Annotated in this window: 27 protein-coding genes and 1 pseudogene; 12 read left to right on the top strand and 16 right to left on the bottom strand. The window is 59.0% G+C overall.

Annotated elements, in window-relative coordinates; all coding sequences use genetic code 11:
* Positions 1 to 4 precede the first annotated feature (4 nt).
* Genes SJY13_RS16060 through SJY13_RS16045 form a run of 4 tightly spaced genes read right to left on the bottom strand, consistent with a single transcriptional unit; the run spans position 5 to position 2,920 of the window.
* Positions 5 to 907 carry an OmpA family protein gene (locus tag SJY13_RS16060; protein WP_377192244.1) on the bottom strand — a complete coding sequence of 301 codons (903 nt, stop codon included), beginning with the start codon at positions 905 to 907 and terminating at the stop codon, positions 5 to 7.
* Positions 904 to 1,476, bottom strand: a complete 573-nt coding sequence (locus SJY13_RS16055; protein WP_377192242.1) for a peroxidase-related enzyme — start codon at positions 1,474 to 1,476, stop codon at positions 904 to 906. Before SJY13_RS16055 ends, SJY13_RS16060 begins: the two co-directional genes overlap by 4 nt.
* Positions 1,473 to 2,201, bottom strand: coding sequence for a GNAT family N-acetyltransferase (locus SJY13_RS16050; protein WP_377192240.1), 729 nt, complete (start codon positions 2,199 to 2,201; stop codon positions 1,473 to 1,475). Before SJY13_RS16050 ends, SJY13_RS16055 begins: the two co-directional genes overlap by 4 nt.
* Positions 2,198 to 2,920 carry a competence/damage-inducible protein A gene (locus tag SJY13_RS16045; protein ID WP_377192238.1) on the bottom strand — a complete coding sequence of 241 codons (723 nt, stop codon included), beginning with the start codon at positions 2,918 to 2,920 and terminating at the stop codon, positions 2,198 to 2,200. The genes SJY13_RS16050 and SJY13_RS16045 overlap by 4 nt, the downstream gene beginning before the upstream one ends.
* A 50-nt stretch (positions 2,921 to 2,970) precedes the next feature.
* Here SJY13_RS16045 and sfsA point away from each other — a divergent pair, with 50 nt between their 5' ends.
* The 3 genes from sfsA to map all read left to right on the top strand — a co-directional run bounded on the left by sfsA (position 2,971) and on the right by map (position 5,327).
* Positions 2,971 to 3,681: a DNA/RNA nuclease SfsA gene (gene sfsA, locus SJY13_RS16040; protein WP_377192236.1), complete on the top strand. Its 711-nt coding sequence runs from the start codon at positions 2,971 to 2,973 to the stop codon at positions 3,679 to 3,681.
* Between the two features lie 66 nt (positions 3,682 to 3,747).
* Complete coding sequence (locus tag SJY13_RS16035; protein WP_377192234.1) at positions 3,748 to 4,383, top strand: imm11 family protein; 636 nt, start codon at positions 3,748 to 3,750, stop codon at positions 4,381 to 4,383.
* Between the two features lie 131 nt (positions 4,384 to 4,514).
* The gene (map, locus tag SJY13_RS16030; RefSeq protein WP_085822672.1) at positions 4,515 to 5,327 is read left to right on the top strand and encodes a type I methionyl aminopeptidase; all 813 of its coding nucleotides are present in this window, start codon (positions 4,515 to 4,517) and stop codon (positions 5,325 to 5,327) included.
* Here map and SJY13_RS16025 read toward each other — a convergent pair.
* The 4 genes from SJY13_RS16025 to SJY13_RS16010 form a co-directional block, all read right to left on the bottom strand.
* A complete protein-coding gene (locus SJY13_RS16025) occupies positions 5,315 to 5,494 on the bottom strand; it encodes a hypothetical protein (protein WP_085822671.1) in 180 nt (59 codons plus the stop codon). The genes map and SJY13_RS16025 overlap by 13 nt on opposite strands.
* 109 nt (positions 5,495 to 5,603) lie before the next feature.
* Positions 5,604 to 5,951 (bottom strand): hypothetical protein, encoded by a 348-nt coding sequence (locus SJY13_RS16020; protein WP_377192232.1) that lies wholly within the window; start codon positions 5,949 to 5,951, stop codon positions 5,604 to 5,606.
* A gap of 150 nt (positions 5,952 to 6,101) precedes the next feature.
* A complete protein-coding gene (rsmD, locus tag SJY13_RS16015) occupies positions 6,102 to 6,653 on the bottom strand; it encodes a 16S rRNA (guanine(966)-N(2))-methyltransferase RsmD (RefSeq protein WP_377192230.1) in 552 nt (183 codons plus the stop codon).
* The gene (locus tag SJY13_RS16010; protein ID WP_377192228.1) at positions 6,650 to 7,861 is read right to left on the bottom strand and encodes an NAD(P)/FAD-dependent oxidoreductase; all 1,212 of its coding nucleotides are present in this window, start codon (positions 7,859 to 7,861) and stop codon (positions 6,650 to 6,652) included. Before SJY13_RS16010 ends, rsmD begins: the two co-directional genes overlap by 4 nt.
* Before the next feature lie 99 nt (positions 7,862 to 7,960).
* Between SJY13_RS16010 and SJY13_RS16005 the strand changes: the two genes are divergently transcribed.
* The 4 genes from SJY13_RS16005 to SJY13_RS15990 all read left to right on the top strand — a co-directional run bounded on the left by SJY13_RS16005 (position 7,961) and on the right by SJY13_RS15990 (position 9,517).
* On the top strand, positions 7,961 to 8,446 hold the full coding sequence (locus tag SJY13_RS16005; RefSeq protein WP_377192226.1) for a peroxiredoxin: 486 nt from the start codon (positions 7,961 to 7,963) through the stop codon (positions 8,444 to 8,446).
* 102 nt (positions 8,447 to 8,548) lie between these two features.
* On the top strand, positions 8,549 to 8,794 hold the full coding sequence (locus tag SJY13_RS16000; RefSeq protein ID WP_085822666.1) for a glycine zipper 2TM domain-containing protein: 246 nt from the start codon (positions 8,549 to 8,551) through the stop codon (positions 8,792 to 8,794).
* Between the two features lie 11 nt (positions 8,795 to 8,805).
* Entirely contained in the window at positions 8,806 to 9,153 is a 348-nt protein-coding gene (locus tag SJY13_RS15995) for an EF-hand domain-containing protein (protein ID WP_377192224.1), read from the top strand.
* A gap of 52 nt (positions 9,154 to 9,205) precedes the next feature.
* Positions 9,206 to 9,517, top strand: coding sequence for a hypothetical protein (locus SJY13_RS15990; protein WP_377192222.1), 312 nt, complete (start codon positions 9,206 to 9,208; stop codon positions 9,515 to 9,517).
* On the opposite strand, the gene SJY13_RS15985 is transcribed toward SJY13_RS15990, so the two are convergent.
* The 4 genes from SJY13_RS15985 to SJY13_RS15970 are packed head-to-tail and all read right to left on the bottom strand — an operon-like array spanning position 9,514 to position 12,256.
* Positions 9,514 to 9,807, bottom strand: a complete 294-nt coding sequence (locus SJY13_RS15985; RefSeq protein ID WP_085822663.1) for a 4a-hydroxytetrahydrobiopterin dehydratase — start codon at positions 9,805 to 9,807, stop codon at positions 9,514 to 9,516. The genes SJY13_RS15990 and SJY13_RS15985 overlap by 4 nt on opposite strands.
* Complete coding sequence (locus tag SJY13_RS15980) at positions 9,804 to 10,991, bottom strand: GNAT family N-acetyltransferase (RefSeq protein ID WP_377192220.1); 1,188 nt, start codon at positions 10,989 to 10,991, stop codon at positions 9,804 to 9,806. Before SJY13_RS15980 ends, SJY13_RS15985 begins: the two co-directional genes overlap by 4 nt.
* A gap of 45 nt (positions 10,992 to 11,036) precedes the next feature.
* Entirely contained in the window at positions 11,037 to 11,804 is a 768-nt protein-coding gene (locus SJY13_RS15975; protein WP_377192218.1) for a glycerophosphodiester phosphodiesterase family protein, read from the bottom strand.
* Positions 11,801 to 12,256 carry a RidA family protein gene (locus SJY13_RS15970; RefSeq protein WP_085822660.1) on the bottom strand — a complete coding sequence of 152 codons (456 nt, stop codon included), beginning with the start codon at positions 12,254 to 12,256 and terminating at the stop codon, positions 11,801 to 11,803. Before SJY13_RS15970 ends, SJY13_RS15975 begins: the two co-directional genes overlap by 4 nt.
* A 337-nt stretch (positions 12,257 to 12,593) precedes the next feature.
* Between SJY13_RS15970 and SJY13_RS15965 the strand changes: the two genes are divergently transcribed.
* Positions 12,594 to 13,364, top strand: coding sequence for an MlaA family lipoprotein (locus SJY13_RS15965; protein ID WP_085822780.1), 771 nt, complete (start codon positions 12,594 to 12,596; stop codon positions 13,362 to 13,364).
* Positions 13,354 to 13,968 carry an MlaC/ttg2D family ABC transporter substrate-binding protein gene (locus SJY13_RS15960; RefSeq protein ID WP_085822659.1) on the top strand — a complete coding sequence of 205 codons (615 nt, stop codon included), beginning with the start codon at positions 13,354 to 13,356 and terminating at the stop codon, positions 13,966 to 13,968. The genes SJY13_RS15965 and SJY13_RS15960 overlap by 11 nt, the downstream gene beginning before the upstream one ends.
* A gap of 381 nt (positions 13,969 to 14,349) precedes the next feature.
* Here the strand turns inward: SJY13_RS15960 and fliP are convergent, their stop codons facing one another.
* The 4 genes from fliP to fliF are packed head-to-tail and all read right to left on the bottom strand — an operon-like array spanning position 14,350 to position 17,546.
* A complete protein-coding gene (fliP, locus tag SJY13_RS15955) occupies positions 14,350 to 15,081 on the bottom strand; it encodes a flagellar type III secretion system pore protein FliP (RefSeq protein ID WP_377192216.1) in 732 nt (243 codons plus the stop codon).
* A complete protein-coding gene (locus SJY13_RS15950; protein WP_377192214.1) occupies positions 15,081 to 15,368 on the bottom strand; it encodes a FliM/FliN family flagellar motor switch protein in 288 nt (95 codons plus the stop codon). Before SJY13_RS15950 ends, fliP begins: the two co-directional genes overlap by 1 nt.
* Positions 15,361 to 15,957 (bottom strand): ABC transporter ATP-binding protein, encoded by a 597-nt coding sequence (locus tag SJY13_RS15945; protein ID WP_377192212.1) that lies wholly within the window; start codon positions 15,955 to 15,957, stop codon positions 15,361 to 15,363. Before SJY13_RS15945 ends, SJY13_RS15950 begins: the two co-directional genes overlap by 8 nt.
* Complete coding sequence (gene fliF, locus SJY13_RS15940; protein ID WP_377192210.1) at positions 15,957 to 17,546, bottom strand: flagellar basal-body MS-ring/collar protein FliF; 1,590 nt, start codon at positions 17,544 to 17,546, stop codon at positions 15,957 to 15,959. The genes SJY13_RS15945 and fliF overlap by 1 nt, the downstream gene beginning before the upstream one ends.
* A gap of 119 nt (positions 17,547 to 17,665) precedes the next feature.
* On the opposite strand from fliF, the gene SJY13_RS15935 reads away from it, so the two are divergent.
* The 3 genes and pseudogenes from SJY13_RS15935 (at position 17,666) to SJY13_RS15925 (ending at position 19,356) form a co-directional block, all read left to right on the top strand.
* The gene (locus SJY13_RS15935) at positions 17,666 to 18,163 is read left to right on the top strand and encodes a flagellar basal body-associated FliL family protein (protein WP_377192208.1); all 498 of its coding nucleotides are present in this window, start codon (positions 17,666 to 17,668) and stop codon (positions 18,161 to 18,163) included.
* A gap of 9 nt (positions 18,164 to 18,172) precedes the next feature.
* Positions 18,173 to 18,461: pseudogene (locus SJY13_RS15930) on the top strand (hypothetical protein); the annotation flags it as partial.
* Between the two features lie 319 nt (positions 18,462 to 18,780).
* Positions 18,781 to 19,356: a MotE family protein gene (locus SJY13_RS15925; protein WP_377192206.1), complete on the top strand. Its 576-nt coding sequence runs from the start codon at positions 18,781 to 18,783 to the stop codon at positions 19,354 to 19,356.
* Positions 19,357 to 19,364 lie beyond the last annotated feature (8 nt).

Below are 19,364 nucleotides of genomic sequence, written 5' to 3'. Positions count from 1 at the left end.
GCGGTTAGTTAACCAACAAAACAGCTTCGACCCGACGGTTTTCGTCGCGTCCTTCAGGCGTCGCGTTTGAGGTCAGCGGAGCCAGATACCCGATGCCACGCGCCTCGACCCGAGCGGCGGCAACGCCGTATTTTTCGATCAGGCGCGCCCGCACGGCCTGCGCGCGTCCGGTGCTGACAGAGATATTGGCATCCAGCGCGCCGGTGTCGTCCGTATGCCCTACCAGCGCCAGACGAGTTCCCGGGTTATCGGACAGAAACCCCGAAATCAGCGCCAAAGAGGCAAACGGTCCCTCGCCCAACGTCATCTCACCGGTGCGAAAATGCAGATCCTCCAGAATGATATGCCCGTTCTGTTCAAGTTCGGACAGTAGGTCACCTGGCTGACTGACGTTTTCTTCGATCACCAGCGGTGGCGGGGTTTCGCCATCAACCGGGGTGACCCGGACCATCTGCACATAGCCATCAGGTGCGTTGCGGCTGACAAGCAAGCTCAGAACCTCGTCCCCACGGGTGGCAGACAAAAAGCGATAGTCCTGAATGGCCACATACATATCGGGGGTCGGGACAACCTCAGTCCCGAAGCGGAAATCAAAGCCGCCACAAACGCGGGCTTCGCATTCGAACAGAACGTCATATCCCTGCGCCGTGATCTGATCGCGTAGCGGTGCCAGCAATTGCAACGTCGTGCTGGATCCCGATTGCAACCGCCAGGTCAGCTGCTCGACCTGCCCTTCGACCGAGCGCGCGGGCACTTGACCCTCGGCATACGGACCTGTTGGCAGATCATAACTGTCCAGCGGGCTGACGCGATCACTGATCTGTCGTGCCCCAGAGGGCAGCGTCAGGTCTTGCGCCACAGCCGGGGTGGTCAGCAGGCACAGGCAAAGGGCAATCTGTCGGATCATCGGGCCTGCGTATGATATTCGTCGTTCGGAGCCATCGCCGTGGCACTGGCAACCCGGTTCGACATGTTGAAAAATCCGGCCACGTTGGCAATGTCCCAGATGTCGCGGTCCTTGAAACCTGCATCGCGCAGGCGCTGGCGGTCGGGCTCTTCGATCTCGGTACTGGCCGTGGTCATTTTGGCGGCGAAATCCAGCATCGCCCTCTGACGGCTGTCCAGCGGGGCAACCCGGTAATTCATCACCAACATCTCACCCAGCTGAGGATTTCCAGATAACTGCCGAACAGCGGCACCATGCGCCACAAGGCAATAAAAGCACTTGTTGATCGCCGACACCACAACTGCGATCATTTCGCGTTCCAGTTTGCTCAGTCCGCTTTCGGCCAGCATCAGATCGTTATACATCGCCGTGAAACCGTTCAGCTTATCGATGTCGAACGCATAAGCCCGCAGGACATTTGGCACAAAGCCCAGTTTTTCCACGCAGATATCAAAGTACTTTTGCGTCTCGGGCGGCAGGGTATCTGCCATGGGCAGATTCAGTGCGGTAGGCAGGGTTTGGTCGGTCACGTCGGGCTCTCTCCTTGGACAAGCTGACGGTAATGGTATTCTCCGGCGATCTCCATCCCGAGCGTGCGATAAAGCCCGTTGGCCCCCGCATTTGCCTTGGTGCAAATCACGCTAAGGGTGTGTGCGCCATTGTCCCGTGCCCAAAAGGCCGCGGCGCGCATCGCCCATTGCCCCAGCCCTTGACGGCGATGCGTGGGCAGAATTTCCAGCGCGTGCACCACGGCAACACCACCGTGCATGGCCACAAATCCTGTGCCTGCGGGGTGATCCTGATGGCGTATCAACAGGCCAGTTTTCAGACCCTGCACCCGCTCCATCACCGCCAGCCGTTGCGGACCTATACCGCCCTGCGCCCAGATTTCCCGCATGATCGACAACGGCTCCCACGTGGTGAAAACGGTCACCGGGGGTAGTGGTAGATCGGTCAGGTGATCAACCGGGCAAGTATAGATATTAACCGGGTCCAGAACCTGATACCCGCGGTTTTTCAACTGATCATCCAGCCCCTCATCCCCGGGCCACAGGCAAAAGATGCGCTTTTGGCCCATCCCCTGCATCGCAGCCTCGGCCGTGTCGATATCATCGTTGGTCACCAAACCCTGCGCATTCGCCGCAGACACGCGAGAGCCGCCGCCCTGTCCCTGGCGCAGTTTAAACGGACCCAGCCGCTGATACCGCGCCGCAGGCCAAGTAGCGTCTACAATGTCAGACCAGCTATCGGTCACAGATCAAGCTCTTTCGCAAGCAGGGTGGTCGCGGCATCAATGCGGGCGCCATCGGTGCCGCGTACGACCACATTGGCGCCAAAGACACCGTTGATCTGGAACGGGTAGCAGCCAATGGAGAGGTCCGCGAACGCGTCTGCCACCGCCGAAAGGGTTGCAGCAATGTCGCCTTCGCCCCGGTCCACCCGCAAAGTTTGCGACAAAAGAGGGCTGCCCCCAGTCAGGCCGGGCAGCACACTGGCAACCATCGCCTGAAACACCAGCGGAACCCCGGCCATTACATGGACGTTTTCAAGGGTGAACCCCGGCGCGGTCGAGACCGGATTGTCGATCAGCGCCGCCCCGTCGGGAATGCGCGCCATACGCAGGCGGGCGTCATTCAACTCAAGCCCCGATTTGTCGTAATGCGCCTGCAGCAGGGCACGTGCATCGTCGCGGATACCGATATGCGCGCCAAAAGCGCGCGCAATACAATCGGCGGTGATATCGTCATGGGTCGGCCCGATGCCACCGCTGGTGAACACCGTGTCATGGGCCTGGGACAGCGCCTTTACAGCGGCCTCAATAGCAGGGGCATCGTCGCTGACAATCCGTACCTCTTGCAGGTCAATGCCGTGCTTGGTCAGTTCCTGCGCCAGATAATGCATGTTCGCATCGCGGGTCCGCCCCGAGAGGATCTCATCCCCGATCACCAGCATTGCAGCGGTTGGATTGGCCATGGCGCGCTCTCCCCTTGATCGACCCTTGACGCAGGTATAGGCCCTGAGACATGCGCTTTGAAACCCCCCTTGTCCCCGCCCGCCTGATCCGCCGCTACAAACGCTTTCTGGCGGATTGCACACTGGAGGACGGGCGTGAGGTGACAGCCCATTGCGCCAATCCCGGCAGCATGATGGGACTGGCCGAACCCGGCGAGAAAATCTGGCTGGAGCCCAACGACGATCCGAAGAAAAAGCTGAAATTCGGCTGGCGGCTCGTGGATCATGAAAACGGCCATTTCACCGGGGTGGATACCTCCGTTCCAAACCGGGCCTTGCGGGCAGCACTGATGGCGCAGGAAATCCCGGAACTGGCCGCCTATGAAACCGTCAAGCCCGAGGTGAAGTACGGCCAGAACAGCCGCATCGACTTTCTGCTGACGCAGCCCGGCCTGCCGGATACGTATGTCGAGGTCAAATGCGTGACCCTGTCACGCCAACCCGGTCTGGCCGAGTTCCCCGACAGCGTCACCGCCCGCGGCACCAAACATCTGGGCGAGCTTGTCTCGATGATAAAACAGGGCCACCGCGCGATCCTGCTGTATCTGGTCCAGCGCACCGACTGCGACCGCTTCGCGCTGGCCGCTGACATCGACCCAACCTATGCAGCAGCGTTTGAGGACGCGCAGGCGCAGGGGGTGGAAAAGCTGATCTATACGACACGGATTTCGCCCAAGGGGATTTGGGTCAGCAGTTCAATACAACGCCGTGGAACGCCTTAACATTGAACTTTCGGTTTTGAAGTGATCCGGCACAGACGATTGAACCCATTAATAATTGAGGGCGCAGTGACACATAAGAAAGTTTGGGAATCTCTTCTGCTGTATAGCACGCGCAACATGCAGCCAATCGGTGTGCATCTGGATGCTCCACGCCCCGAGGGGTACGTGGCATTTCAGGACCGATACGAGGATGCGCAGGAAATAGCACCATCTGAATACCCCGATTACGTGTTTTTTCAGTATTACGACTTGCCGAAAAAGAAGAAGGAAAGCTTGCCGGATATTTTCACGGGTGAACTGGCCCTGATCTTTGTGTCTGAGGCGATGCATGACCTGCTCACCCAGTTTAACCTTGGCAAGACACGATTCCAGGAAGTTGACCTTCGGGAATACGATCAGGAAACGCCCTATCCTGGAAAGCGCTGGTTCTTCATGCACGTTCTGGAAGACCGAAAAACACTGATCCCGGAACTATCAACCGGACTTAGACCGGTGGGCACGTCCGGAGAAGCTTGGCGCATGTATTCCGAAGGACCCAATAAGCTCGCGGTCGATCCGACCGCGGCCAACGATCTGGATTTCTGGATGGATCGAAGCATTCGCAGCCGCGTGTTTTTCTCGGGCCGTCTGAAGATCGCGATCAAAGAGTTTGGTCTAAACGCACGGTGGCTGGGGTTTCGCCCTTGCAAAGTGGTTGTTTGAGCGGTCCCTTGAAGTAAAGCGCGATTACACCATTTAATTTGCACCGGAACCCGCGACCCAACGCCCTCTGGTACTTTCTGCACAAGCAGCGTAAAAGAGGTGCTGCGCGAAATATTTGGAGCTCCGCACCGATGAAAGACCATCGTGGCCGTCTGACCAAGGACGGTATTCGCATCTATGAACAAAGTGACTTTGCTGGCATGCATGCCGCAGGGGCTTTGTCCGCGCGGATTCTTGACGATATCGCCGATCATGTCTTTGTCGGCCAGACCACGGGTGAGATCGACCGGCTGATCACGCAGATGGTCGAAGACGCCGGCGCGACGTCGGCGACCATTGGCTATAAGGGGTATGAGCACGCCAGTTGTATCAGCGTCAATCATGTGGTCTGCCACGGCATTCCCGGTGACAAAAAGCTGAAGGATGGTGATATCCTGAACATCGACGTCACGGCCATCGTGGACGGCTGGTTCGGCGATACGTCACGCATGTATGTGGCCGGAAAACTGCCGCGCAAGGCCGAACGGCTGGTTCAGGTCACCCATGACGCACTGTTCAAGGGCATCGAGATGGTCAAGCCGGGCAATACCTTCGGCGATATCGGCCACGCAATTCAGGCCTATGTCGAGGCGCAGCGGATGAGCGTTGTGCGCGATTTCTGCGGCCACGGTCTGGGTCGGGTGTTCCACGCGCCGCCAAATGTACTGCATTATGGCCGTCCGGGCACCGGTGCCAAGCTGGAAGAGGGCATGTTCTTCACAATCGAACCCATGGTGAACCTCGGCCGCCCCGAAACCAAAACGCTGGCCGATGACTGGACCGCCGTGACCCGCGACAAGTCGCTGTCGGCACAGTTCGAACACTCGGTGGGTGTGACGGCAGATGGGGTTGAGATCTTTACCCTGTCACCAGGCAACAGGTTCCACCCGACCTATTCGTCCTGATCAGCGGCCTGATCGCGCAGCAGTTTCAGCAACAACGTCTCGTGACCCCATGGCGTGACCGCGTCGTGGATGAACACTGGCGCGCGCCGCGGCTTGGGCGGCGGTCCGGTAGAGGTGTCACTTTGTGGTTTGACGGCCCAGAATGGGCCCGGCAAGGCTCGGTCCATGCCCCGAGCCTAGCACAGATGGATCAACTCTCCAAAACTGTGGGGTATCAGACATCGCGACCGTCAGGCCACATCTTGCCATGTGACCCGCTGGCGCAAAACCTGACCCTCAAGCAACCGTGCATGTACCCTTGTCGTTTTTCTGGACGGCACCCTTCATCCTCATGTCATATTCCATGGTTGTGTAATCCACGACAAAGGTGACCACATCACTTCCCTGAATCAGCAGGAACGTCATTGTGTTCAGGCCCGGAAAAATACTGGCTTCCCCTTCCAGAGTATCCGTCGCAATGAACCCTTTGTCGGATCCACCGGACCGAGAGAGGGTCACCCCTTTTTGGTCGACGTCGGACACGCAGTTGACGGAAAACTCGTCCAAATTGATTTCCGATTGGGCCAAGGCTGCCGGGGCAGAAAGCCCCCCGACCAACAGCATTGAGACAGTTCTGAGAAGCATTCGCGCACCTTGTAGTTGAGTTAAGTTCAGCGCGTCTAGATGCGAATCTGGTCCGAAATGTGACCGGAAATTGTTAAGAACGGTCTCGTCAGAAAGGCCATCCGGCAACCGGCTATCGCGGCCGGGCTCCGACTGTTGATCCAGATGAAATTACGCGGTCCACATCAGGGAAATATGCGTATCCCCATACTTTCGCGCACTCTGCAGTGTGAACCCTTCCGGCGCGTCCATCGGGGCGTTTTCCTCCCAGACCAGCAGGGCATCGTCACCAATCCATTGCCCAGTCACCGCCCCTGAGATCGCCTTTTGGCCAAGCGACTTACCATAGGGTGGATCGAGGAAGATCAGATCATAGGGTGGGCCGGGATTGTCGCCCAATCGGGTTGCGTCGCGACGGATCAGATCGGTGCAGTCGGCACTGCGGGTCAGATCGATGTTCTTGCGGATCAACCCCTGCGCCACACGGCCATCATCCACAAAGGTGACATAGGACGCACCGCGCGACAGGGCCTCAAGCCCCAGCGCGCCGGTGCCAGCAAAAAGATCAAGCACGCGCAGACCTTCAAAGTCGATCTGATGGGTCAGAACGTTGAACAGGCTTTCGCGCACCCGGTCGGTGGTCGGGCGCAAATGCGCCCCCACATCCCCTTTGCCAACCGAGGCCAAAGCACGGCCCCGGAACTCTCCGGCGATGATTCTCACGCTTTGAGCAGCGGTTTCAGGTCCGCCTCGGGGTCAGCGACAATCTCCGGATCAGCGGTTTTGCCCGCATCAATCAGGCGCTTTCCGACCATGTATGCCCGCGGATCATTCATCGCATCTACCGCGATCAACTGATCGCCCTTGTAGTACCAGAAGGACACGGTCTGGCCCGCGCCCCTGCGGGTCACAACGCGGTCATAGCCCGTGTTCAGGCCAGCGATCTGCAGTTTGACATCGTATTGATCCGACCAGAACCACGGCGTCGCGGTATAGTCCTTGGCCGCGCCCAGCATGTTCTGGGCCACGATCTCGGCCTGATCAATTGCATTGGGGACGCTTTCTAGACGGATGCGGTCGCCCGCGTGTGGGAACGATGCACAATCGCCCGCCGCCCAGATCGACGGATCGGACGTCCGCCCGTGCGCGTCGGTCTTGATGCCGTTCTCCAGCTCCAGCCCGGCCAGCTCAGCCAGATGGGTTGCGGGCGCAATGCCCACGCCGACAACAACGAAATCGATCTGTAATTCGGTGCCGTCGGTCAGCACCGCACCGGTGACTTTGCCCGCGTCACCCACCAGACGATCCAATCCGACGCCCTCGCGGATATCGGCCCCGTATTCCGAATGCAGGGCACGAAAGTAATCGCTGGTCTCGGGCGCAGCGACGCGTTGCAGGATACGGTCGGCCATCTCAACCAACGTGACTTTGACCCCGCGCTTTGCGCATACGGCAGCAGCCTCTAGCCCGATGTAGCCGCCCCCTACGATCAACGCGCGGGCACCTTCGGTCACGGACGGTCCCATGTCATCGACATGGGCCAGATCGCGTACTACATGCACGCCGTCAAGATCGCCGCCAATCGCGCCCGGAAGGCGGCGTGGGTCGGATCCGGTGGTCAGGGCCAGCTCGTCATAAGAAATCACCTCATCGCCCAGCGTCACGGTCTTGGCTTGCGGATCAATCGCAGTGACGCGATCCCCCAGCCGCAGGGTGATGTTGTTCTCGGTGTAAAAACTCTCGGGCCGCAGGAACAGGCGTTCCAATTCCATCTCGCCCAACAGATAAGCCTTGGACAAAGGCGGGCGCTGATAGGGCAGATGCGGTTCGGCCCCGATCAGGGTGATCTCGCCCTCAAACCCGTCCTTGCGCAGCTTTGCAACAAGCGACGACCCCGCCTGCCCTGCACCGATCACGACAATATGGCTCATGTTCCTCCCACCCTGTCGAATTCCCGTGGTCACATCCACCTGGTCACCTATATTGCGGCAGAGCCCGACTCTGCAAATCCAATCGACAGGAGCATAAAAATGATTTCAACAGGTGACACACTGCCCGATGCCACACTGATCCAGATGGGTGCGAATGGCCCCGAGGAGGTTCGGATTTCAAGCAAGACAAAGGGCCGTAAAGTCGTGGTTTTTGCGGTGCCCGGCGCGTTTACCGGCACCTGCACCACAGCGCATGTGCCCAGCTTCATGCGCACCAAGGATCAGTTCAACGCCAAAGGCGTGGACGAAATCATCTGCGTGGCCGTCAATGATCCGTTCGTAATGGGCGCCTGGGGCGAATCTACCGGTGCAACCGCTGCCGGGCTGACCATGCTATCGGATGCGGCATCGGAATTCACCAAAGCCCTCGGCATGGATTTCGACGCCCCGCCAGCGGGTCTGTTCGCGCGCTCAAAACGCTATGCCATGGTCGTTGAGAACGGCAAAGTGACCGCTCTGAACCTGGAAGAAAACCCCGGCACCTGCGAGATTTCCGCAGGCGAGAGTCTGCTGGACGCGATCTAGAAACGGGTGGCCCCGGTACACCCCGGGGCCATGACCGTTAATTAACTTGATGCACCGCCCTGATCTGCCAATAGTTGTGGCATACAGACAGGGAGTTCATTTATGAAACAGAAATTAGTTATGCTTTTACTTGGAACTGCGGGGGCATTGGCTGCCTGCGGTCCGGCCCCGACACCGCAGCAGCAAGCCGCACGTCAGCATGAGATCGCCTGCCTGGGCGGCACATTGGGCGGCGCATTGATCGGCGGGGCCATCGGCAACCAGTTCGGTGGCGGCTCGGGCAAAACCATCCTGACGGCGGCAGGCGCTGCCGCGGGTGGTTTCGAAGGTCAGAGATACGCATGCTGAGGAGAACCGGAATGAAACGTGGATTTATCGCTGCTGCAGCCATTCTGCTGGCCGGTGTTGCCTCGGCTGAAACCGTGGCGGAGCTGCATGAGAACGAACTGAAAGCTATTGACACCAACAATGATGGATTTCTGTCGAAAGACGAGTTCAACGCCTTTTCCGATCACGCCTTTCAGACGATGGATGAGGACAAGAACGGAACGCTGGGTCTGGACGAGGCCAAGCCATTTCTGGACATAAAGCAGTTTCGAGGCGTTGATCGCGACCGTGACAACGCTATTTCCAGAGCGGAATACGACGCACAGATGAACGATGATTTCCTGGCAGCCGACAAGAACGAGAACGGCCAGCTGGATTAAAACGGACGGCCCTGCATACGGCGGGGCCGGACCATTCAGACAGGGGCTTGCGATGACGAAATGGGCTTTTATTGGCGTTATGGGTGTTTTGGCTGCTTGCGATGTGCCACAGGCCCCAGTGGTGACCGGCCCCGACGGTCAGCCACGCATTCAGATCAGTACCAGCGGACTAACCTGTTACAACAATCGCTGTCTGGACATTAAACCAGCCGCGCGCAGTGTCCGTCAGATCGGCAACCGCACGACCCGCATTCCCGGCAATATCGACGTAAGCAGTGGCAGTGTGACACCGGGCGAGTTCCGGCAGATGGCCACCACGGCATCTTTGGCGGGCGGCGAAGGGTCTCAGAGCGACCGCGGCTAAACCAGACTGTCCATCTTGCGCGCCAGCTTGGCATCCAGAGAAGACAGGCCACCCACATCATGGGTGGACAGCACAACCTTGACCGTGCGGTAAACGTTCGACCATTCAGGGTGGTGGTTCCACTTCTCGGCAAAGATCGCCACCTGCGTCATCCAGCCAAAAGCGTGGACGAAATCCTCGAAGATAAAGGTCTTGGTGATCGCGTCCCGGTCTTCGACCATGGTCCAGCCGTTCTTGAACAGCGGGTCCAACAGGGGGCCGCGGGTCTCGGTTGACAATAGTTCGGTCATTGCTGCTCCTCCGGGTTCGATTTTCTGAACGGGCCGTAATCCGTCAGAATCTCGATCTCTTCTCCCACTGCGTGGGCCTCGGCGTCCAGATAATTTTTTATCGCATCCGCAAAGCCCGGGTCGCCGACCCAATGCAAGCTATGCGTGCGTGTCGGCAAGTAGCCACGCGCCAGTTTGTGTTCGCCCTGCGCGCCGGCCTCAACCCGGGCCAGCCCTTCGGCAATGGCAAAGTCAATCGCCCTATAGTAGCACAGTTCGAAATGCAGACACGGGTGGTGTTCGACACAACCCCAATAGCGGCCAAAAAGCGTTTCACGCCCGATAAAGTTCAACGCGCCCGCAATAGGGTAGCCATTGCGCTCGGCCAACACCAGCGCCAAGTCATCGGTCATGGTTTCCTGTGCAATATCAAAGAATTGCCGCGTCAGATAGGGCGATCCCCATTTGCGCGCACCGGTATCCTGATAGAACTGCCAGAAGGCATCCCAATGTTCGGGGCGCAGTGCGGGGCCGGTATAGGTGCGAATCTCGCCGCCGAATGCACAAGCCTGAGCGCGTTCCTTGCGGATATTCTTGCGCTTGCGCGAAGATAGCACATCCAGAAACCCGTCAAAATTCGCATATCCATCGTTGAGCCAGTGAAACTGTTGCGAAGTACGCAGCATCAAGCCCATCTGTTCGCCCGCCAACGCCTCATCCTCGGTACAGAATGTTGCGTGCAGGGATGAGACCTGATTGTCCGCCGCCAGTTGCACCGCCCCCTGCACCAGCGCCGACATGCCGATCCCTTCATAGCCTGGGCGCACTAGAAAACGCCGCCCCGTGGCGGGTGTAAAAGGCACCGCGACTTGCAGTTTCGGATAATACCGCCCGCCTGCATTTTCGTAGGCATGGGCCCAGTTGTGGTCAAAGATATACTCACCTTGGCTATGCGATTTGGCATACATCGGAGCCGCCGCAATCAGCATCCCGTCCAGATAGGCGGTCAGGTATTGCGGTTGCCAGCCGGTGCCGCGCCCAACCGATCCGCTTTCCTCAAGCGCCAACAGGAACCGGTGTGTGGTGAAGGGATCAAGCGGGCGGCCTCCATCGGCCACTTCAGGACAGGCGCAATTGTCCCATTCGGTCGCAGAAATCTGCGCCAGAGATGCCAGTACCTGAATCTCGATATGTGCCTGATCCATATACCCTCCGCCTGTGGTCTTTATCTGTGACTGCCGGGCGAGGGTTCAACCCGGATGAATGGCCAAATACCCCTCAAAAGTCACATTGTCGGCAATGGCGCGGGCTTCTGCCTCTTGTTTGGGCGAGCGCACGGTCCAGCACAGGATCGGCACGCCCTGCGCCTTTAACGCGGCCACGCGGGGCCGGGCCAGATCCTTGACCTCATGACTGATGAAACTGGCACCAACGCGGTCGAAATCGGGGATCCCACGCAGGTGATCGCCTACATCCTGCGGCAAAAGCTCGACCTTTGGCTGATAAGAGCCCGTCACGATGCCTCGCGGCAGATGAGGGGCCAGCCGTCCCAGTTCAGCCACCGAATGAGGGTTGAAAGACATCACAGCCACAGGGCCCTCATAGCCCTGCAAGGCGCGCACCGCGTCCTGTTCCAACGGACCGACTGCCGGACCCATTGCGCCATCCTGATCCTTGAGTTCGACCAGCAGCGGCACTTTTCCAGCCACCATCTTAAGCACTTCGTCCAGCGCTGGAATGCCGTCATCCGCGTGCAGCAACGGCGTGTCCAGCGCTTGATCGGCAGTGATCTGCCGGATCGGGCCGGGTTGGCCGGTCAGGCGGGTCATGTCATAGTCATGAAACACCATCGCCCGGTTGTCCGATGTCAGTTGCAGGTCGATCTCAATCCCGTATCCGGCTGCAACGGCGGCCCGAATGGCCGCCCGGCTGTTTTCCGGGCGATTATCCGAGATGTCGTGCAACGCCCGATGCGCGATCGGGATTTGCAGGAAAACGGATGGCAGGGACGGTGTCATTGAACCTCGAAAATACCTTCGATTTCCACTGCCACGCCCAAAGGCAGTGACGCCGCGCTGACAGCAGACCGTGAATGACGTCCGGCATCGCCCAGCGCTTCGACCAAGAAATCCGATGCACCGTTGATGACCTGTGGTTGCGCGGTGAAATCGGCGGTTGAGTTGACGAAACCGGTCAACTTGATCACCCGCACCAGCTTGTTGATATCACCGTCGCAGGCGGCCTTGACCTGTGCCAACAGGTTGATGGCACAGACTTTGGCTGCGGCCGCGCCAGCCTCGATCTCCATGTCATCGCCCAGCTTGCCGGTGATCAGATCGTCATCCTTCGAAATCTGTCCCGAGACATACACAATATTGCCGAGGCGTACGAAAGGCACATAGTTAGCCGCCGGTGCGGGGGCGTCCGGCAGGGCAACACCCAGGCCTTCTAATCTTGCAGCGATGCTCATCAGGTATCCTCCCAAGCTTTGAGTCGGGGTGAAGCTAACCGGGAAGACGGGGTTCGGAAAGTGCGAAAACGGCGAGGTATCTCGCCCATTTGGTGGGCATAACTCTTCTTATTCCGAAGTGTTGAACTTGTGTCACTTTACCTCTGCCTATCTGGCGGGTTAAACGCTAGCTGTTTAATAATGGCTGTGGAACAGCTATGGACATCGGATTGGGCCGCGTACAACGGCCGCAGGCAGTATTGATTGAAAGTTCGGAAAATCAGTATCCGAACGGTTTGGAGTGGCAAAGACCGTGTTGAGCAGAATTAGCTTTAAGCACCTGATCGTCCTGTCCCTGATGACAGCTCTCAGCGCCTGCGCAACGCAGCCCACCGAAGAGGCCGCGCGGGGCGAAACCTTTGATCCCTATGAGAATACCAACCGGGGCATCCACAAGTTCAACCTCGGTGTTGACCGGTTCCTGTTCCGCCCGGCCTCGAAAGGCTATGTCAAGATCGTCCCCGATCCGATGGTGACCAGCTTCAACCATTTCGCGGAAAACCTGACGATGCCCGGCCAAGCGGTGGACTACCTGTTGCAGGGTAACATCAAGCAATCGGGCAACGCCTTGCTGCGGTTCCTGATCAACACGACTGTAGGTGGCGCCGGCCTGTCAGACCCGGCCAGCGAACTGAACCTGCCGCCCGTGGATACGGATTTCGGTGAAACCCTGCACGTTTGGGGTGTGGGTGAGGGCGCTTATGTCGAATTGCCCTTTTATGGCCCCTCGACCGCGCGGGATGCAGTGGGTGTTGTGGTGAACCTCTTCTCGAACCCCATCAATTTCAGCCCGGTCCGCCCGGTCGACAATATCGGTGTCTACGCCGAGGTTGTGCGCCGGATGGGCGATCGGGGCCGATTCTCGGACACGGTTGACTCGATCCTGTATGAAAGCGCCGACAGCTATGCGCAGGCACAAACAATTTACCTGCAAAACCGCCGCTTTGAACTGGCAAGGGACGATGAGGACGCCTATCTGGGTCTGTATGACGACCCTTATGCCGAAATTGGGACCGACCCTGTCAGGGACCCCTACCTAGACCCTTACGAGGACCCCTATGCAGAGTAACCATCTGAATCGACGCGGTTTTGTTGCGACCGGCATTGCTGGTTTGGCACTTTCCGCCCTTCCCCTGCCCGCGTTTGCGCAAACCGAAGCCAGCGCCAAGGCGCTGGTGGTCAGTGTTGTTGACGACATCAACCGCGTGATTGCCACGGGCAAATCCGAAAAATCCATGCTGCGCGACTTCGAGAAAATCTTCGTGCAATATGCCGATGTGCCTATCATGGCGCGCTATGTGCTGGGGGCAGACGGCCGCTCGGCCAGCCCCTCACAGTTGAAACAGTTCACCAAGGCATTTCAGGGCTATATCTCAAACAAATACGGCCGGCGTTTCCGCGAGTTTATCGGTGGCGAGGTTACGGTGCGCAACGCCCGCAAGATCAAAGCCGGGTACGAGGTTCGTACATCGGTCAAACTGCAGGGTTCCTCTCCGTTCGAGGTTACGTTCCTGGTTTCGGACAAGTCGGGGCGCGACAAGTTCTTCAACATGTTCATCGAAGGGGTGAATATGCTGCTGACTGAACGCACCGAGGTTGGCGCGATGCTGGACGCACGCGGTGGAGACCTGAACCGCCTGATCAAGGATATGAACCGAAACAAGGTCACCTGAACCGCTGACGATGGCACCAAGAAACCGCTGCGCAATTGTGTTACGCGGCGGTTTTTCAACCGCTTGGCTCTAGTACGGCTCACACCAGCGGCCGAAACGCTTGACCAATACCTTCCGCGCTCGTTCGGCGTCCTGCTTGTAACCTCGTTCGAGAGGCAAAGTCAGCAACTTCTCTGAGCTTGTGAGTGGTCCATTCAGGGCCTAAAACTCTCCGTCGCATTCCACGGCCCGCTCCAGGTATTGTTCCATTTTCTCGTCAACCGAGCGAGACATGAAGTCGAAAAGACTGCTGCGTCAGCGGCCACATTAATCTGAACTCCCAAGGTCACCTCCAGATAAAATTCTGATCCGCGGAACCTGCATTTTTGGCCAATTGGCAACTCAGGTCATATAGCTGCGCACAAGGGCTCCGGCGATCAGCGACCAGCCATCAGCGATGACAAAGAACGCCAGCTTGAACGGCAAAGAGACCGTTGCGGGCGGGACCATCATCATACCCATCGACATCAACACCGCCGCCACCACCAGATCGATGATCAGGAACGGAAGAAAGATCAGAAAACCGATCTGAAAGGCACGGGCAATTTCGGACAACATGAACGAGGGCATCAGAATCGACAGGGGTGCTTCTTCAGAAAGCGCGATCGCCTCTCCGCCTGGGCGTAAGGCAGCCATGGAGTGAAACGTGTCGGCGTCCAGCCGTGCGGCCATAAAGGCGCGGAACGGTCGGATGGCGATTTCCAGCGCCGGTTCGACCTCCATGGTTTCTTCAACCATCGGCCTGATGCCGGTTGTCCAGGCCTCGGTAAAAACCGGTTCCATAATGAAATAGGTCAGGAACATCGCCAGGCTGACGATCAGCATATTGGGCGGTGATTGCTGCAACCCGATGCCTTGCCGCAAGATGGCCAGAACCGTGATCAGGAACGGAAAGCAGGTGATCATGATCGCCAGCCCCGGTGCTAGGCTGAGCACGGTAATCAGCAAGATCAACTGAATGCTTCGGGCCGAGATCGAGCCCCCCTCACCCAGCGACAGCGACAAGTCCTGCGCCGCAACAAATGAGGGGGTCAGAGCCCCAAGCACCACGACCAGCCACAGCAGAGACCGCATCAACCTATCCCGTTCTGCAGGTCCGTAATTTCGGTCAGACGCACCGCAAGCTGCCCGGCCTGGTCACCCTCCATCTCTTCCAGAAGGCCGCGGGCGACCAGTTGATCGCCCACATACAGATCGACTGGGTCTTCGATCCGTTTGTCCAGCGTCAGCACGGCGTTCTCACCCACGTTCAGCAGATCCCGGATCAACGGCCTTGCCCGTCCGACCGAGACCGTGACTTCGATCGGCACAGCCTCAAACGGGTTTGCCTTGTCGGGTTTCGGGGTCTGTGGATCACTCATTGTTCGCTGCCTCTTTTGCCTCAAATACATATGCGTCGAATGCCCCGGCGACCGAGGCCAGCAGACCACTGCAATCAACCTCTCGTTGGGATGTGCCGACCTGTAGCCTGGCCTGCCCTGCCTCTAACGCAGGATCCTCGATCACTTGGGTGGGCGCAGACAGTTCCTGGGGCACCATCGCCTCAACCTCACCCGCGCGGCCTGTGGGCACGAAAATCTGCATCGGCTGACCCAGCTGGTCGCGCGCCATGTCGACCAGTTGTTCGACCAGCCGGGCGGCAAAGCCACTCTCCAAAGTCTCAGGCAGGACTACGTTGACCAGGCTATTGAACATCGGTTCCAACGACAGGCCCATCCGGGTGACCGCTTCGTGGTAGGTAAAGGACATGTCCTCAAGCGACTTGGCCAGCTCGGCCGAGACCTGCCCGCGGCTTTGCTCCTGCGCCTGAACCGCGTCTTCCCAACCGGCGCTATATCCTTGTTCAAAAGAGGCCAGGCGCTGTTCATCCAGCGCGTCTTCGTCCAGCAAGTGCAACTTGCCGCCTCCAGACTGCAACGTGAAATCCTCAAGAAGATGGGCTATCGACATCACACACGCTCCTCACCTTCTTCGAGCCAACTGCGCAGGATCTCGACGGTCTCTTCCTGCTTGTCACCGATCATCGCCCGCAACCGATCAACCGGATCGGCACCGGATTGCGCGGCCAGCGCCGGAACGGCCCCAGCGGTCGCACTTCCGGGCAAGGATGTGAATTGCCCGCTGTCCTCAGACGCAATTTCGCCGGTCAGGTAGGATTCGGGCTCGGGCGCAGTGTCCACAGGCAGTAGCGCTGGCGCCAATGCCGGTTTCGTCAGGATTGGGCGGACCACGAACAGGCCCAGAACCAGCGAAACAATGGCCAGAACCGTCATCTGGATCAGCGACATCGCGTCGAAATGCATTTTTTGCCAGATCGACGATGATGCCACGGTGCCTTCCGGTTCGACCACCGGCAGGTCCAGTGATTTCAGGGTGATGACATCCCCCCGATCCGCATCAAACCCCACCGCCGAAGCGACCAGCTCTTTCAGAGCGCCCATCTCGGTCTCTGGCATCGGTACAAAAGTTTCGACCCCGGCGGCATCTACTGCGCGCGTTCCGTTGACCAGAACCGCAACCGTTAGTCGTTTGATCGCGCCCGGAGCGTTATGCACCTCAAGCTCGGTTTCCGAGACCTCATAGTTTATCCGTTCGCGGGTTTCAGTGGCATTGGAATTGGACTCGTCCCCACCAGCCCCATCCCCATCAGGCAGGTTCGAGGCCACCGTGACATCCGAAGACTGGTTGCGGGCGCTGTCTGATCGCTCCTCGACATCGGTACTGATGGCGACACGCCCTTTTGGGTCAAAGCGGCGTTCGCGGATCGATTCCGTCTTGGTCACGGTATCGACGCTGACCTCTACCACCGCATTTCCGGCCCCTACACGCGCCTCAACCAGCCGCATCACGCGTTCCCGCAGCTGACGGGCCTTGTCATCGGCCGTATCCGCCGCCACAGCGGTTTCCTGCCCGCCGATCACCGCCCCGTTCGAATCGATCACGGCCACATTCTCGGGTGCCAGGCCGCTGACCGCCGAAGACACAAGAAATCGGATCGCCTTGGCCTGGTCCGAGGTGAACTGCGCCCCCGACGCCACCAGATAGACCGAGGCCGTTGGGGCCACACTGCGCTGAAACGGGTTGGTCGATCCGTTCGCGATATGGACCCGGGCTTGGCTGACATGGGGGCTGCCGACAATTGTCCGGGCCAGCTCACCTTCTTTCGCGCGCCAATAGGCGGCGTCGAACATCTGCGACGTGGTGCCAAACCCGCTTAGGGAATCCAGCAGCTCATACCCGCGATTGCCATTGGCAGGCAGGCCTTCGCTGGCCAAAGTCATGCGCAGCTCATCCCGCTGCGATCCGGGCACATAGATCGACCCGCCGCGAATCTCAAAGGTGACGCCGCGTTGATCCAACGCACGGACGATGTCGCCCGCGGCCCCGCTTTCCAACCCCGCATAAAGCAGGGTCATCGACGGCGCCGTCGCCAGACGTGACATCCCAAGGACCCCGAAAAACACCAGCACAACCGCGCCAGCGACGATAATTTGTTTACGCCTGTCCAAACTTGCCCAGACAGTTCCGATCTGCTGCACGCTCACCTCCGACTCGCCGACATTCTGCCCGACGCATCCCCTGTTTGGACGATTGCCCTTAACAATCGGTTAGTCCCTGCCGGGTTATGACGATTGCAGAACGGATAAATGAGGACGTCATGACTGACGCGACTGCAGAACAGGCAGAAGTCCCGGAAAAATCTGAGAAAAAAGGAGTGATCATCGGGGTTGTTCTGGCCCTTGTGGGGGCCGCGGGCGGGTACTTCCTGACCACATCCGGAATGCTGCCTATCGGGGGAAAGCCGGCGGCGAATGCGGCCTTGGAAAAGGATGTTGGTAAGGCTGTAGAGGCGTTGCCGCAGGTTGGCTTTATCGATCTTCCACCGGTGATCATTTCGGTGAATGCGGGCGATTCGCGGCATCTAAAATTTCACGCCCAACTTGAGGTGAACACTGACTACATCGCTGACGTAGAGAAGATGACACCGCGAATCATGGATGTGCTGAACGGGTATCTGCGCGCGCTCGAAGTTTCGGACCTTGAGGATTCCTTAGCCCTGATGCGAATCCGCGGCCACCTGCTGCGGCGCATTGAAATCGTCGTCGGAGAAGGCCGCGTGCGCGACGTTCTCGTGATGGAATTCGTATTGAACTAGGAGGCGAAGTTGGAGCTGATTGCAGATATTTTGCTGGTCGCCGGCGCGTTGGGAGCGGGTCTTTATTGTTTCGTGCTGTCCCGGCGGCTTAAACGATTCACTGATCTGGAAAAAGGTGTGGGCGGTGCGGTTGCCGTTCTGTCGACCCAGGCGGATGAGTTGAAACAGTCGCTTGGCGCGGCGCGCGAGGCCTCGGACCAGTCAGGCGCGGCGCTGAAAGAGCTGACCCAAAGGGCTGAATCCGTTGCGCAGCGGCTGGAGCTGATGATGGCGTCGATGCACGACGTGGTTCCGCAGGATGACACCCCGCCGAAACCCGCCGACCCGGAACCAATTGCCGTTTCCGACTCCGCTGAAGACGCCCCTGAGGCGACCGAGACCGAGACCGAGACCGAGACCGAGACCGAGACCGAGACCGAGACCGAGACCGAGACCGAGACCGAGACCGAGACCGAGACCGAGACCGAGACCGAGACCGAGACCGAGACCGAGACCGAGAATACTCCCGCCGTTTCCGAACCAAAGCAAGAAGATAAGGATGAGGCGACGGCACCGGCCAAGCACCCGGGCGGCGTAATGTTCTTCAGACACCGCCGCGCTGGTGGTGAGGCCGCGCCATGACCCGGCGACCTGGCAAGAAACGCCCAAAGGGGGGCGTGCTTGCGGTCATCTCGCTGCTGATGATCGGGTCAGCCGCGATTCGCGTCGGGCTCGAAGCGGGACCCGCACTGGCAAAAAGCGCTGAGCCAACGGTGCCGCTGGCCATGAAGGCCCAGGCCGAATTGCCCGGCGCGCAGGTGCTGTTGACAGAATTGAGGCGCCGGGAAGAGGCACTGAAACGGCGCGAAGCCGCAGCGCTGGACCGGGAAAAAGCGCTTGAGATCGCGGACAAGGCCATCGAAACCCGTCTGGTCGCCCTGGTAGAGGCCGAAGAGGCCCTGCGTGCAACACTCGCCCTTGCGGAAAAAGCCGCCGAAACCGACCTGACGCGCCTGACTGATGTCTACCAAAGCATGAAGCCGAAAGACGCCGCCGCCTTGTTTGAAACGATGGACCCGACATTTGCCGCCGGGTTCCTGTCCCGCATGCCTCCGGACGCTGCTGCTGGCGTTCTGGCCGGCCTAAGCCCCGAGGGCGCTTATACGATCAGCGTGATCATGGCCGGGCGCAACGCTTCAGCCCCTCAGGAATAACATGTTTT

This window comes from Ruegeria meonggei (assembly GCF_042768335.1).
GTDB classification, from domain to species: Bacteria; Pseudomonadota; Alphaproteobacteria; order Rhodobacterales; family Rhodobacteraceae; genus Ruegeria; species Ruegeria meonggei.
Note: the sequence above shows the minus strand (reverse complement) of the source record. Positions and strands in the feature narration are given on the sequence as shown.

Excerpts from the sequence above, each read along its gene's own strand:
- SJY13_RS16060 (WP_377192244.1), bottom strand. The coding sequence starts at position 907 with ATGATCCGACAGATTGCCCTTTGCCTGTGCCTGCTGACCACCCCGGCT.
- SJY13_RS16045 (WP_377192238.1), bottom strand. The coding sequence starts at position 2,920 with ATGGCCAATCCAACCGCTGCAATGCTGGTGATCGGGGATGAGATCCTC.
- sfsA (WP_377192236.1), top strand. The coding sequence starts at position 2,971 with ATGCGCTTTGAAACCCCCCTTGTCCCCGCCCGCCTGATCCGCCGCTAC.
- map (WP_085822672.1), top strand. The coding sequence starts at position 4,515 with ATGAAAGACCATCGTGGCCGTCTGACCAAGGACGGTATTCGCATCTAT.
- SJY13_RS16025 (WP_085822671.1), bottom strand. The coding sequence starts at position 5,494 with ATGGACCGAGCCTTGCCGGGCCCATTCTGGGCCGTCAAACCACAAAGT.
- SJY13_RS16020 (WP_377192232.1), bottom strand. The coding sequence starts at position 5,951 with ATGCTTCTCAGAACTGTCTCAATGCTGTTGGTCGGGGGGCTTTCTGCC.
- SJY13_RS16010 (WP_377192228.1), bottom strand. The coding sequence starts at position 7,861 with ATGAGCCATATTGTCGTGATCGGTGCAGGGCAGGCGGGGTCGTCGCTT.
- SJY13_RS16005 (WP_377192226.1), top strand. The coding sequence starts at position 7,961 with ATGATTTCAACAGGTGACACACTGCCCGATGCCACACTGATCCAGATG.
- SJY13_RS16000 (WP_085822666.1), top strand. The coding sequence starts at position 8,549 with ATGAAACAGAAATTAGTTATGCTTTTACTTGGAACTGCGGGGGCATTG.
- SJY13_RS15995 (WP_377192224.1), top strand. The coding sequence starts at position 8,806 with ATGAAACGTGGATTTATCGCTGCTGCAGCCATTCTGCTGGCCGGTGTT.
- SJY13_RS15990 (WP_377192222.1), top strand. The coding sequence starts at position 9,206 with ATGACGAAATGGGCTTTTATTGGCGTTATGGGTGTTTTGGCTGCTTGC.
- SJY13_RS15985 (WP_085822663.1), bottom strand. The coding sequence starts at position 9,807 with ATGACCGAACTATTGTCAACCGAGACCCGCGGCCCCCTGTTGGACCCG.
- SJY13_RS15980 (WP_377192220.1), bottom strand. The coding sequence starts at position 10,991 with ATGGATCAGGCACATATCGAGATTCAGGTACTGGCATCTCTGGCGCAG.
- SJY13_RS15975 (WP_377192218.1), bottom strand. The coding sequence starts at position 11,804 with ATGACACCGTCCCTGCCATCCGTTTTCCTGCAAATCCCGATCGCGCAT.
- SJY13_RS15970 (WP_085822660.1), bottom strand. The coding sequence starts at position 12,256 with ATGAGCATCGCTGCAAGATTAGAAGGCCTGGGTGTTGCCCTGCCGGAC.
- SJY13_RS15965 (WP_085822780.1), top strand. The coding sequence starts at position 12,594 with ATGACAGCTCTCAGCGCCTGCGCAACGCAGCCCACCGAAGAGGCCGCG.
- SJY13_RS15960 (WP_085822659.1), top strand. The coding sequence starts at position 13,354 with ATGCAGAGTAACCATCTGAATCGACGCGGTTTTGTTGCGACCGGCATT.
- fliP (WP_377192216.1), bottom strand. The coding sequence starts at position 15,081 with ATGCGGTCTCTGCTGTGGCTGGTCGTGGTGCTTGGGGCTCTGACCCCC.
- SJY13_RS15950 (WP_377192214.1), bottom strand. The coding sequence starts at position 15,368 with ATGAGTGATCCACAGACCCCGAAACCCGACAAGGCAAACCCGTTTGAG.
- SJY13_RS15945 (WP_377192212.1), bottom strand. The coding sequence starts at position 15,957 with ATGTCGATAGCCCATCTTCTTGAGGATTTCACGTTGCAGTCTGGAGGC.
- SJY13_RS15935 (WP_377192208.1), top strand. The coding sequence starts at position 17,666 with ATGACTGACGCGACTGCAGAACAGGCAGAAGTCCCGGAAAAATCTGAG.
- SJY13_RS15925 (WP_377192206.1), top strand. The coding sequence starts at position 18,781 with ATGACCCGGCGACCTGGCAAGAAACGCCCAAAGGGGGGCGTGCTTGCG.